Origin of the sequence: Paraphotobacterium marinum, from assembly GCF_002216855.1 — a bacterium.
Lineage (GTDB): Bacteria > Pseudomonadota > Gammaproteobacteria > Enterobacterales > Vibrionaceae > Paraphotobacterium > Paraphotobacterium marinum.
Genome location: NZ_CP022355.1, coordinates 1051162 through 1063327 on the forward strand (window position 1 = coordinate 1051162; position 12166 = coordinate 1063327).

Genomic DNA, 12166 nt, shown 5'->3' on the forward strand with positions numbered 1-12166 from the left:
AGAATAAATTAAATGATTAAAACGAGATTTGCACCGAGTCCGACAGGTTTTTTACATTTAGGCGGTGCTAGAACAGCATTATACTCTTGGCTGTATGCCAAAAAAAACAATGGAAAATTTGTATTGCGAATTGAAGATACTGATCGTGAAAGATCTACTTCGGAAGCTGTTGATGCAATTTTAGATGGAATGCGATGGTTAGGGTTAGACTGGGATGAGGGACCTTTTTATCAAACAGATAGATTTGATAAATACAATAAAATAATAGATGAATTAATTGAAAAAGGTCTTGCTTATAGATGTTATGCTCCTAAAGATCTCTTGGATACTATAAGAGAAGAACAGCAACACAAAGGAGAAAAACCTAGATATAATCCTAAAGATCCCCGTGTAATTTCAGCAAATGAAAATATGGATGCAGATAAACCTCATGTAGTTCGTTTTAAAAATCCAAGTAGTGGATACGTAGAATTTGATGATGTAGTAAGAGGTAAAATCAAGATTGCAAACGACGAATTAGATGACTTGATTATTAGAAGAACGGATGGAAGTCCAACTTATAATTTTACGGTTGTTGTTGATGATATTGATATGAATATTACTCATGTTATACGTGGAGAAGATCATATTAATAATACACCTCGCCAAATAAATATTTATCATAGCTTAAATGCCAACCCTCCAGTTTTTGCTCATTGCTCAATGATTCTTGGTGATGATGGTGCTAAGCTGTCCAAAAGACATGGCGCTGTTAGCGTATTGCAATATAAAGAAAACGGCTTTTTACCTGAAGCTTTAATTAATTACTTAGTGCGCTTGGGTTGGTCACATGGAGATCAGGAAATATTTTCCAAGGATGAGCTGATAGAATTATTTGATTTAAATGGAATTAATAAATCTGCTTCCGCTTTCAACACAACAAAGCTTTTATGGTTAAACAATCATTATATAAAAACTCTTCCATTAAATAGAATAAAGAAAGAATTGCTTGGTTTAGTTCAAGATAACGATTTTATAATTATTGACGATCTTAAATTGGATAAAATATTGTCAAAAGTTCGTGATAGAGCAAACACTCTCTTGGAATTAAAAGGCCACATCAGGTATTTTTATGAAAGTATTACTCAGTATGATGAAAAAGCTGCAAAAAAACACTTAAGGCCTGTTGCTAAGGAATATTTGGAAGTTTTTTCCCGAAAGTTGGATGAACTTAAGAATGATTCTTGGAATGAAGAAGCTATACAAGAAGTTATTGATTCCACTTGTAAGGATTTGGATATAGGCATGGGAAAATTAGGAATGCCTTTGCGTGTTTCTTTAACAGGGCAAGGTCAATCCCCATCAGTGAGTTTTATAATGGAGTGTTTGGGAAAAGAAGAGAGTCTAAATAGAATAAGCAATGGAGTGAATTTTATAAAATGTAGATCTTAGTCGATCTTTTAATATGTTCAGCTGATAAAACAATAAACTAATCCTATAATCAATGAATTAAAGTATCTTATAAGATTGATTTATGAATTTTTTTTTAACAGTTTTGATTCATTCAGCTGATTTAGATAATGATGAGTTTATAGAATTCTGTAGGACTTTTAATATAAAGTTTGTTACATTTAACGATGTAACAAACATACCTAGTACCAATTTTAATTCAATTTATATCTCGACTAATTTTACTAACAAAGTGACTCAAAAAGAGCTTTTTAAGTTTATAAATACACATAAAAATTTACTTTTTTTTAAACAAATTCACATTGATGCTTTTTCAGAATTAAATACCATTGAAGTACCTAACAATATAAATTATATAGAATTCATTAAAATAATTTATGATGCTAAATTAAAGTTAAGGAGTTTCGAGTGTAACTTTGTGTTACAGAAAAACTTTAGATTTAGAAGTCTGGTTGGATCTAGTCCAGCTATACAAAAACTTCGAAGAGATATTGATTTAACAAAAAAAAATGCAAAACTTATTTTACTCCTAGGTGAGAAGGGTACTAATTTTGAAGGTATTGGCAGAAATATTCATTATAGATTGTATAAAGACTCTAAAAAATATCTATATTTGAATAGTGAAGAGCAATTGGAGTATGAATTAAAAAAAGAAAAATATGGTATTATTCAAGTTGAATACGACTTCTATGTGAAAAGACAAGAAATTTTTGAACAATATAACCAACATAACTATGTAATAAATTCTAAAATTGATGGATGTTATTCTAACTTAAAATTAGATCAAATTATAAAGATTCCTGCTTTAATGGATCGAAAAGAAGATATTCATTTATTAATGGATGAGTACTTTGAAAGATTTTTACATATTTATAATAAAAAATATTTTTATGATGCTGAACTCTTAAATTTCATGAAATCTTATCATTGGCCAGGAAATGAATATGAGTTTACGGAGTTTCTTTCTCACCTCTTAAGTAATGTAAAAGATGAACAATTAAACCTAACATGCTTACCAGTTGAATATTTAGCAGATTGGATATATTTTTCTCTTAATAATTCAAACAAAACACCTTTTGATATTTCAAAACTTTTTTCAAAAAAAAATAAAGGCTTACGAGAATCTGTTGAAGAATACGAAATTAGCTATATTAAACAAGCATTAGTTGAATCGAATGGAGTTGTTTCCAACGCAGCTAAACTTTTAGGGTTAAGAAGAACAACACTAATTGAAAAGATGAGGAAGTATCAAATAAAGGTGTTAAAAAATAAATATAATAACTCTTTTGTATCTTTCAAAACAAATTTATGAATTCTTTTATATCCCTTAATTATGTAGTTATTTTAATTTTTTTAGTGTTAATTCTTATTGCTTCTTTAATATATAAAAAAAAATCATCATTAAAAATTAATGATAAAAACTCTCAATTTAGTTTATTAGAAATGGTGCATATTAATTACCGACATTGTTTTAAGCTTATAAAAAATGGTAATCAATTATATTTGTTTTATACAAATAAAAACAAAACTTTCTTTGTGATAAATTACTCTTTATTTGAAGAAGATATTTTATTAATTAATTCACTAAATAAAGAAACTAAATATAATAAAAGAACCTATTTATCAATATTCCCTAAACCTCAAAATAAATTGTTACAAATAAAAAATTATTATTTCCTCAATAAAACTGACTTTATATGTTCACTAACCCTATTTAAATTAGAAATAGATATTTTTATATCATTAACTAAAGTAAGTGTTATTTCTAAAAAAAGATACTTTGAATAAAATTAATTTGCTTTATTTGAACTGGATTCAAAGATGTAATTCCTAAATGTAGTATAAAAATATATATGGATTTTAAAAATTAGGGATTCATATGCTTGAAGTAAAAAATATCAAATATAAAAGATATGATGAATGTATATTTCAGGACATTAATATGGTTCTTTCGCCTGGTGATTTGGCAGTCATTAGGGGTGATAATGGTTCAGGAAAAAGTACTCTTTTAGGTTGTATTTCAGGACTCCATTCTGTTAGTGATGGCAATATCTTTTGGATGGGAGAAAATATTATAAATATTTCCCATTATTTTAATAATTTACATTTTATAGGCCATAAAAGTGGACTTAAACCAAATTTAACTGTTTATCAAAACTTAATTTTTTATGCATCGATTACAAATCCAGGAAAATCTGAAAATGAATTAAAAAAGATATTATATGATTCGTTTGTAAAAATAAATCTTGATATATCATGTCTTAATGAATGTCTTGGAAAATTATCATTTGGGCAACAACAAAAAGTTTCATTAACTAGATTATTTTTTTGTTTAAGGAAATTATGGATTTTAGATGAACCTCTTACAGGATTAGATTCTTTAAGTAGACAAGTATTTTTAGAGAGTGTTGTGCAACATTTAAAATACAATGGTTCAGTTATTTTTAGTACACACCAAAAGATAGAAGAGCTTAATTGTGCCCATACAATATGGTTAGGTATATAAAATGTATTGGATTAGTTTCTTAAAAAAAGAGTCAAATTTAGTTACTTCATCTAAAAATGATATTTTTATGCAAGCTGGCTTTTTTTTGACTTTTTTAGTTATTTTTGGCATTTCTTCAGGATTTGAGCAAACCGGAGATATGGTTAAAGTAGGATTAATTTGGTTTTTAATGATGTTTTTATCTCTTTTAAATAATAATCGTCTTTTAAAAGATGATTTTAATGATGGTTCCTTAATATATTTAATTCTATCCAATTACTCTTTACCAACTTCCGTTCTAATAAAGGTTCTATCAAATTGGTTTTTTTCTAATATTGTTTTATTTATTTCTATGCCTATTGTTATGCTGTTTTTAGGCTTAAACATGAATTTAATTATACCGATTATAGTTAGTATTGTGCTTGGCTCATGTACTATTTCGTTATTATCAAGTATAGGAACTGCTTTAACTCTGTCTATTTCTAAAAACACTTTTTTGCTCTTTATTATTATGCTTCCATTATATATACCTGTATTTTTATTAGGTTTAACAATGGTTAAACTTGCAAAATTTGAACTTTCATATTTGGGGGTTTTATATTTAATGCTAGCTGTTTTAAGTGCCAGTATAGTTATTATTCCTTATTTAGTGGCAATTATAATACGTATTCATTATGATTAATTTTTGGCGGGACAGGTATTTTATGATTAAATATTTAACTAACCAATTCAAACCCGAGAAATTATATAACATCGTAGATAAATCAATAATATTTTTTGGTTTTTTTACTATTATTTTAATAATTACAGGGACTGCTTGGGCATTACTTTATTCACCAAGTGATTATCAACAAGGAGAAACCGTTAGATTAATTTATATACATGTTCCTGCGGCTATTTTGTCTTTATTTACTTATTTTTGCATGGCTGTTTTTGCTTTCATTTACCTTGTATGGCAATTTAAAATGTCTGGTATAATGAGTATTTCGCTTGCTCCAATTGGATCTATACTGACTCTAATCACTCTTATATCTGGCTCTTTATGGGGCAAACCCATGTGGGGTACTTTTTGGATATGGGATGCAAGATTAACATCAGAATTAATTTTGTTAATGTTATTTTTAGGGATCATATTCCTTAATTTGTCTCTTGATTTAAGTTATAAAAATCTAAAACTTCCGTGTTTATTAGCTCTTGTAGGTGTTGTTAATTTACCAATTATCCATTTTAGTGTTGAGTGGTGGAATACGTTGCACCAAGGTCCTACCATTACAAAATTTGAAAAACCATCAATTGATCATTCTATGTTATTGCCATTACTTTTTAATATTTTTTCTTACTTTATTATATTAGCCACGTTTTTCTTATTGACACTTAGAAACAATATCCTGAAATATGAGTGTAAGCGTAATTGGGTTCTAAAATTAATCAAGGAGTAAATCATGTATTTTAATTCAATTGGTGAGTTTTTAAATATGGGAGGGTATTCAATTTATGTATTTGGGGGATTCATTTTAACATATAGTGTTTTTTTTATATTTTATCTGAAACAACGTAAAGATAGGAAATATATTTTGAATCAAATAAAAAACCGAGGTCATAATGAAAAAACTTAATAAAAAAAGACTTTTTCGAACAGTGTTAATTTTATTTGGTTTTTCTTTTACTATATCTTTAGTAATACTAGCCCTAAATCAAAATATAAACTTTTTTTACACTCCAACTGAATTAAAAGATAGTTCCTTGAAGGATAAATTGGTTGATGTCCAAAAAACTATTAGACTAGGTGGTTTGGTTAAAGAAGGGACAGTCAAAAAAATAATAATGACCTAGGTGTTTCATTTGAAGTAACAGATGCTCAAAATAGTATTAGAGTATATTACAAAGGCATATTACCAGATTTATTTAGGGAAGGACAAGGTGTCGTAGTTGAAGGAACAGTTTCTCCAAATTTAATTGTTTTTGCTAATGAGGTTTTGGCTAAACATGACGAAAACTACATGCCTCCAGAAATTTATAAAAAGTTAAAGAAAAACATAAATACAATAGCAAAAACAGATAGATAACATTATAAGGATTTTTATGTTAAATGAATTATCTGAGTATCTTTTATTAATTTCCTTTATTGAAGCAATTTCATTTATTTATTTTTTGGGAAAATTAAATTTACGTTGTTCCGATAATCAATATAGCGCATCAATAATAATAAAGCTTTTTCCATTTTTGATTTGCTTAACTAATTTTCTTGTTGTTGGTTTTTTAACAATCTTATTTTTGCAAAATGATTATTCAAATACATATATTCTTAATAATTCAAACACAAATCTTGAATGGTATTATAAAATAACAGCAGTTTGGTCTTCGCATGAAGGGTCATTACTTTTATGGTCATTCATTCAAGCAATATGGATTTTTTTATATAGTCTTAACTACAATGAAAATAAATATAGAGAATTTTATATCAGTTTAATGATTCTAAATTTTATTTATGCTTGGTTCATAGTTTTTATTTTTTTCACATCTAATCCTTTTGAAAGAAACTTATCAATATTTCCTTCCGACGGTCATTCTTTAAATCCTCTTTTACAAGATATTGGTTTAATATTGCATCCACCTATATTATATCTAGGGTATATTGGGTTTTCAGTTCCCTTTGCAATCTTTTTATCATGTTTGATCACTAAAACTATAAATCTTAAATTTCTAACTTTAGCTAGGAATTGGTCATTATATTCTTGGTCATTTCTAACATTAGGTATAACTTTAGGATCATGGTGGGCATACTATGAGCTAGGATGGGGAGGTTGGTGGTTTTGGGATCCTGTAGAGAATGCATCATTAATGCCATGGATATCTGGTCTTGCACTTCTTCATGCCTTATCTTTATGTAAAGAAAAACCAAATTACATAAACTGGTCTATTTTCCTAGGTATCATGACTTTTTCATTGAGTTTATTTGGAACATTTTTAGTAAGATCTGGAATTTTAGTTTCGGTTCATTCTTTTGCTTCTAATGCAGAAAGAGGACTATTCATTTTAAGTTTAATTGCACTAATTATTGGTTTCGCATTAATTCTATTTTCCTTTAGAAAAATAGAATTAAAGAACAATGACGAAGTTATTCAAAGTAATGAAATTTTATTATTAATTAATAATATTTTATTAATCACTGGATTAATAATAGTTTTCATGGGGACAATGTTACCATTATTTCATGAAGAAATGGGTTTTGGAGCTATTTCAGTGGGCTTTCCCTTTTTCAATTTAATGTTTTTTATTTTGATTATCCCTTTTTCAATAATTTTAGGTTTTCTGCCAATAATTAAGTATTCTAAAAATAATTTTAAAAAAAACTTTAAGATATTTGTTGTCTCAATTATTTCATCTTCCATACTAGCCGGCATTTTAGGTTCTTTTCAAAATGATTTTGTAATTAAATTTATTGTCATTATTTTTTGCAGTATTTTGATTATTCAAAATCACCTGGTTTTCTTTCTACTTAAAAGAAATGGCTTTAACTCAATAATTAAGAACTTTAGTATGTTTATCTCTCACATAGGATTTGGGATATTTTTATTGGGAGTTGCTTTTGTATCTCAGTTTCAAATGGAAAAAATATTACAAATAAATTTAAATCAAACCGTAAGTTTTGATGATATTTCTTTAACTTTGAGAGACATAAAAATAGAAGAAAACAAAAATTACAAGGCAGAAATAGCTACTTTCGAAATGCTTCTACCTAATAATAAAAAGATTATCCTGAATCCAGAAAAAAGATTATACAAAAATAATGGAATTATAACGACTGAAACTGCAATTTACTCTGAATTATTTAAGGATATATATATTGCTTTAGGTAATAAAAAAGGCACATCTTTTTCTGTTCGTTTTGCAATTAAACCAATGGTTAGGTGGGTGTGGGGAGGAGGAGTATTAATGTCTTTAGGTTTTTTATCGATTATTTTCAGAGCGAAGAAAGAAAACACAAAATTACCAAAGAAAAATATATTGTTAGACTGTTAGTTTCAAACATAAATTGAAATGGTTCTAAATCTATATATGTATGATATAAAAGTTAAAAATTAAAATTTAATATTAAAATATGGATAACGTAATTTTGTTTTAGGAGGGCAATGTATGTTTTTTACAAGTTCAAAAATTAAAATTTTTTCATGTATTCCTATTATATTCTTTATTGTACTGATTATTTTTTTCTTCAGAGTTGTTGATTCTAATAAAAGTACGTCCGAAAAAAAATCAAACATGATTGGAAAAAATCTTCCCTCATTAAAACAATTACCAGCTAAATTCAATCATCATAAAGTTCTTTCGTCTAAAATATATCTCCTAAATGTTTGGGCAACTTGGTGTCCTTCATGTTATGAAGAGCATTTGTTTTTGAATCAACTGAAATTAAGAGGAATAAATATAGTTGGACTCAACTACAAAGATAAGCCTGAGTTAGCTAACAAGTTTTTAGGTAAACTTGGAAATCCATTTGAAAATGTGTACTTCGACCAAACAGGTATGTACGGTCTTGATATAGGTGTATATGGAGCACCTGAGACTTATGTTATTAAAAATGGCAGAGTTGTCTACAAATTTGTTGGTGTATTAAATCAGCAAATCTGGGTTGATAATTTTGAAAGATATTTCATTTAGTGAGTTTTTTATATTTTCTTGTGATAAGGAACATAAAATGATGCGAGGTATTCAATTATTAATTTTAATTATATTATTTAAGGTTTGTTTTAACGGGTATACAAAAGAAACTTCCCAAGTTCAAAACATTGACAATGATCAATTATTTGTTGAAATTTCAAAAAACTTGAGGTGTCCAAAATGTGAAAATCAGAGCATATTTGACTCTAATTCACAAATTGCAAATGATATGAAATTTAAAGTCAATGAGTTAATAAATAAGGGCTACTCTAAAGAAAATATTTATAATTATATGATTTCCAGATATGACAATGCTATTTTATACGATCCACCTTTAACTGTACTTGTCATTTTTTTATGGACTTTTCCTTTTTTAATCTTACTTATACTTTTATTAACTTTACTTATTAAGTGTAGGAAACAAAAATTGAATGAGTTTACTTAGGTAATACCTTTACAATGGAGGATATTGAAAATGGCAGTGAAGTTTACACTAGCAGCTTTAATATTATCAGTCATTTTAATAAGTGTTTGTTTGTGTTTTTTTTATTATGAAAAGAAAAGTTTAAGCCTTAAAAATGACGTTGCTATAAAATTTATAATTACTCAAATAATCACCCTAATGATAATACCCTTAGCTTTATTTTGGTATATGGGTAAAGGAAAAAACTTGCATAAGATAGATGAATCAAATAATGATGCTAGAGCTATAGCTATAAAATTAGTCAATAGAGAGGAGTTAGTAGAGCAGGATATAAATACCTTGTATATAGCTTTAAGAAATAGAGTGTTTAAAAAACCAAATGATGCTTTTGGATGGTACCTTCTGAGTAGACTTAATTTTTTAAAAAACAATCTTAGAGAGGCTATAAGTACTAGCAAAATGGCTTTCGAAATTGACAAAAAAAATGCTGTTTATGCTGTACAATATGCAATGTTAATGTCTGAAAGTAATAACACAGAAATGTTAATTAAATCGAATGACGTTCTTCTTGCTGTCGATGAAAAAGATATTGATAGTACTCATAAACTTAAATTAAAATATCAAACTTTATCAAAAAACTTTATTTTACTGAAAAAATATGATTTAGCTCAAATATATTTGGAAAAAATGTACAATTTTGATTTCTTAAGTTTATACGAAAGAGAGGATATTAGAAATAAAATTGAACTACTAAATACCTTAAAAAACACCTAATTTCATTAAATTTTAAAAATTTAGGTATGAAACCATAAAAAAACATCTTATATTTAGATTTTTTGTAAATTAAAGCATATAGTTTAATTGTGGATATTAAAATATGGAATTTAAATTTAAATTGAAATTAGCATACACTTTCGTTTTTGTTTTTTTTCTCACAGGATGTTCCTCAACTTATGAGAATAAAAAGGAACAAAATAAGGTTAATCAAAATAACATAACTGAAAGTTCCAAGAACTCTAATGAATCTTTAGAAGAATCAGGTAATAATGGTGTAAATGATCCACTTGAGGGTTTCAATAGAGTCATGTTTGATTTTCAATTTAATTATCTTTACCCGATTGCAAAACCAGTATCTCTTGCTTATGTTAAATACACACCACCTCCCTTACGGTTTGGAATTAAAAACTTTTTATCTAACCTAGATGAACCTAGAAGTATGGTAAATAGCTTGTTACGATTAGAAGTAGGGAGCTTCTTTACTCATTTAGGCAGATTTTTAATTAATACAATCTTTAGTTTAGGCTTAGTAGATTTTGCTTCTAAAATGAATTTGGGAAATCAAGATGATGAAAAAACTTTTGGAGAAACTTTAGGATATTGGAATACTCCGCAAGGACCATATTATTACTTGCCTATTTTAGGTGAGAATACGGTTAGGAATACTGCTGATTATGCCGATTTTTTATATCCATTATTGAATTTATTAACGTTTCCTGAAGTTGCAATAAGATATGTGTTTAATGGTATGGAAACTATTGCTGCAGCGGCTCCTCAGGATACTTTACTTTTTAATTCACCAGATCCATACATTTTTTATAGAGATACCTATTTACAGCGAGATTATTATAAAATTCATGGGACAGTAATGCCTGGCGAGGATGATAGCCAAAGTAACCTTGATTTAGATTCATTTGCTGATGAAGTTGATGGGATTAAGAGCAGTGATGATAATGACAAGAAACCTAAAACTAACTCCTCTGATTTAGCACCAGATGATTTTGAGGATGAAATCAACTCTGGTTAATGATAAGGGCATTATTAGTAATGGGAGTTTTTAGATGTCAAATGTTTTAAAAAATTCAGAAAGGATTGCAGTCATAGATGGTGTGAGGACACCTTTTGCAAAACAAATGACTACTTTGAAAAACATGACTTCATTGGACTTGGCTCAAACGATTGTAAATGAGTTAACTTCTAGACATTATGGAATTGAAAAATACATAGAGCAACTTGTATATGGTCAAGTAATATTGAACCCGAGTATTCCAAATATAGCAAGAGAAGTAATTTTAGGAACTAGATTAAAGAGTCAAATAGATGCTTATAGTATTTCAAAAGCATGCGTATCAAGTTTGCAGGCGACAATTAATATCTGTGGGGCAATTAAGTCAGGAACAATTAAATCTGGTATTGCTGGCGGTGGTGATTCAGCATCAAATATTCCTTTTATGAGTCCTGATCAGTTTGGCCAGTGGCTACTTAATATCAGTAAAACTAAAAGTTTTTTAAAGAAAATAAAGTTGCTTTCAAAATTTAAACTCAAATATTTTATACCCAGAACCTTGAGCCCTTCAGAATATACAACTGGTTTATTTATGGGACAAATAGCAGAGCAAATGGCTCAAAAATATGGTATTTCTCGTGCTGAGCAGGATGAATTTGCAATGAAATCGCATATCAATGCAAGTCAAGCTGAAATTGAGAAAGTTATGCGACAACACATTTCCATTTTTTTCTTAGAGCCCTATGATAATTATATTACTACTGATAACAATATAAGACATGATAATGAAATAACCAAATATGGAAGTATAAAGCCTGCTTTTGTTCAAAATATTGGAACAGTAACAGCAGGAAATAGCTCTGTAATGACTGATGGAGCTGCAGCAATATTACTTATGTCAGAGAAAAAAGCATTGGAGTTAGAATTAGAGCCTTTGGGTTATATCAGAGCTTATAATAATACTGCTATTTCAGTCGAAGAAGATATGTTGATGGGACCATCATTTTCAATTCCTAGGTTATTAGAGCAGGAAAGAATGAGTTTCTCAGATATAGATTTATTTGATTTTCATGAAGCTTTTGCAGCTCAAACTCTTTCAAATATTACGGCATTGAACTCCAGAAATTTTCTAGAGAAAAATAATCTATATAACAAAATCGGGTCAATTGATTTACACAAGGTAAACCCTCTAGGGGGATCTATAGCATATGGACATCCTTTTGCAGCAACTGGAATTAGATTAATCTTGCAAAATTTAATTCAGTTAAAAAAAACTAATAAAAATTTAGGCATTATTGCTTCATGCGCTGCTGGTGGTTTAGGTTGTTCAATGCTTCTTGAAGTTAACTCTGAATGAGGGTGT

General features: G+C 28.1%; 14 protein-coding genes. All 14 read left to right on the top strand.

The genetic code is table 11. From position 1 onward, the window contains the following. Positions 1-12 precede the first annotated feature (12 nt). Positions 13-1431: a glutamate--tRNA ligase gene (gene gltX, locus CF386_RS05505; RefSeq protein WP_089073406.1), complete on the top strand. Its 1419-nt coding sequence runs from the start codon at positions 13-15 to the stop codon at positions 1429-1431. Between the two features lie 82 nt (positions 1432-1513). Beyond that, positions 1514-2761 (top strand): helix-turn-helix domain-containing protein, encoded by a 1248-nt coding sequence (locus tag CF386_RS05510; protein ID WP_089073407.1) that lies wholly within the window; start codon positions 1514-1516, stop codon positions 2759-2761. Continuing rightward, positions 2758-3237: a hypothetical protein gene (locus CF386_RS05515; protein WP_089073408.1), complete on the top strand. Its 480-nt coding sequence runs from the start codon at positions 2758-2760 to the stop codon at positions 3235-3237. The genes CF386_RS05510 and CF386_RS05515 overlap by 4 nt, the downstream gene beginning before the upstream one ends. Positions 3238-3328: 91 nt before the next feature. Continuing rightward, positions 3329-3955, top strand: a complete 627-nt coding sequence (gene ccmA / locus CF386_RS05520) for a heme ABC exporter ATP-binding protein CcmA (RefSeq protein WP_089073409.1) — start codon at positions 3329-3331, stop codon at positions 3953-3955. Position 3956: 1 nt separating this feature from the next. Further along, positions 3957-4616 carry a heme exporter protein CcmB gene (locus CF386_RS05525; RefSeq protein ID WP_089073410.1) on the top strand — a complete coding sequence of 220 codons (660 nt, stop codon included), beginning with the start codon at positions 3957-3959 and terminating at the stop codon, positions 4614-4616. 22 nt (positions 4617-4638) lie between these two features. Beyond that, the gene (locus CF386_RS05530; protein ID WP_089073411.1) at positions 4639-5373 is read left to right on the top strand and encodes a heme ABC transporter permease; all 735 of its coding nucleotides are present in this window, start codon (positions 4639-4641) and stop codon (positions 5371-5373) included. A 163-nt stretch (positions 5374-5536) separates the two neighbouring features. After that, entirely contained in the window at positions 5537-5767 is a 231-nt protein-coding gene (locus tag CF386_RS13775; protein WP_455430254.1) for a hypothetical protein, read from the top strand. A gap of 35 nt (positions 5768-5802) precedes the next feature. After that, entirely contained in the window at positions 5803-6000 is a 198-nt protein-coding gene (locus CF386_RS13780) for a cytochrome c maturation protein CcmE domain-containing protein (protein WP_455430256.1), read from the top strand. Positions 6001-6016: 16 nt separating this feature from the next. Then, positions 6017-7957 carry a heme lyase CcmF/NrfE family subunit gene (locus tag CF386_RS05545; RefSeq protein WP_089073413.1) on the top strand — a complete coding sequence of 647 codons (1941 nt, stop codon included), beginning with the start codon at positions 6017-6019 and terminating at the stop codon, positions 7955-7957. A gap of 114 nt (positions 7958-8071) precedes the next feature. Beyond that, entirely contained in the window at positions 8072-8596 is a 525-nt protein-coding gene (locus CF386_RS05550; protein ID WP_089073414.1) for a DsbE family thiol:disulfide interchange protein, read from the top strand. A gap of 37 nt (positions 8597-8633) precedes the next feature. Further along, a complete protein-coding gene (locus CF386_RS05555) occupies positions 8634-9041 on the top strand; it encodes a cytochrome c-type biogenesis protein (RefSeq protein WP_145955014.1) in 408 nt (135 codons plus the stop codon). 30 nt (positions 9042-9071) lie between these two features. Next, entirely contained in the window at positions 9072-9794 is a 723-nt protein-coding gene (locus CF386_RS05560) for a tetratricopeptide repeat protein (protein WP_089073416.1), read from the top strand. Between the two features lie 103 nt (positions 9795-9897). Further along, positions 9898-10824 (top strand): MlaA family lipoprotein, encoded by a 927-nt coding sequence (locus tag CF386_RS05565; RefSeq protein ID WP_089073417.1) that lies wholly within the window; start codon positions 9898-9900, stop codon positions 10822-10824. Between the two features lie 34 nt (positions 10825-10858). After that, complete coding sequence (locus CF386_RS05570; RefSeq protein ID WP_089073418.1) at positions 10859-12160, top strand: acetyl-CoA C-acyltransferase; 1302 nt, start codon at positions 10859-10861, stop codon at positions 12158-12160. Positions 12161-12166: the final 6 nt, after the last annotated feature.

Excerpts from the sequence above, each read along its gene's own strand:
- gltX (WP_089073406.1), top strand. The coding sequence starts at position 13 with ATGATTAAAACGAGATTTGCACCGAGTCCGACAGGTTTTTTACATTTA.
- CF386_RS05510 (WP_089073407.1), top strand. The coding sequence starts at position 1,514 with ATGAATTTTTTTTTAACAGTTTTGATTCATTCAGCTGATTTAGATAAT.
- CF386_RS05515 (WP_089073408.1), top strand. The coding sequence starts at position 2,758 with ATGAATTCTTTTATATCCCTTAATTATGTAGTTATTTTAATTTTTTTA.
- ccmA (WP_089073409.1), top strand. The coding sequence starts at position 3,329 with ATGCTTGAAGTAAAAAATATCAAATATAAAAGATATGATGAATGTATA.
- CF386_RS05525 (WP_089073410.1), top strand. The coding sequence starts at position 3,957 with ATGTATTGGATTAGTTTCTTAAAAAAAGAGTCAAATTTAGTTACTTCA.
- CF386_RS05530 (WP_089073411.1), top strand. The coding sequence starts at position 4,639 with ATGATTAAATATTTAACTAACCAATTCAAACCCGAGAAATTATATAAC.
- CF386_RS13775 (WP_455430254.1), top strand. The coding sequence starts at position 5,537 with ATGAAAAAACTTAATAAAAAAAGACTTTTTCGAACAGTGTTAATTTTA.
- CF386_RS05545 (WP_089073413.1), top strand. The coding sequence starts at position 6,017 with ATGTTAAATGAATTATCTGAGTATCTTTTATTAATTTCCTTTATTGAA.
- CF386_RS05550 (WP_089073414.1), top strand. The coding sequence starts at position 8,072 with ATGTTTTTTACAAGTTCAAAAATTAAAATTTTTTCATGTATTCCTATT.
- CF386_RS05555 (WP_145955014.1), top strand. The coding sequence starts at position 8,634 with ATGATGCGAGGTATTCAATTATTAATTTTAATTATATTATTTAAGGTT.
- CF386_RS05560 (WP_089073416.1), top strand. The coding sequence starts at position 9,072 with ATGGCAGTGAAGTTTACACTAGCAGCTTTAATATTATCAGTCATTTTA.
- CF386_RS05565 (WP_089073417.1), top strand. The coding sequence starts at position 9,898 with ATGGAATTTAAATTTAAATTGAAATTAGCATACACTTTCGTTTTTGTT.
- CF386_RS05570 (WP_089073418.1), top strand. The coding sequence starts at position 10,859 with ATGTCAAATGTTTTAAAAAATTCAGAAAGGATTGCAGTCATAGATGGT.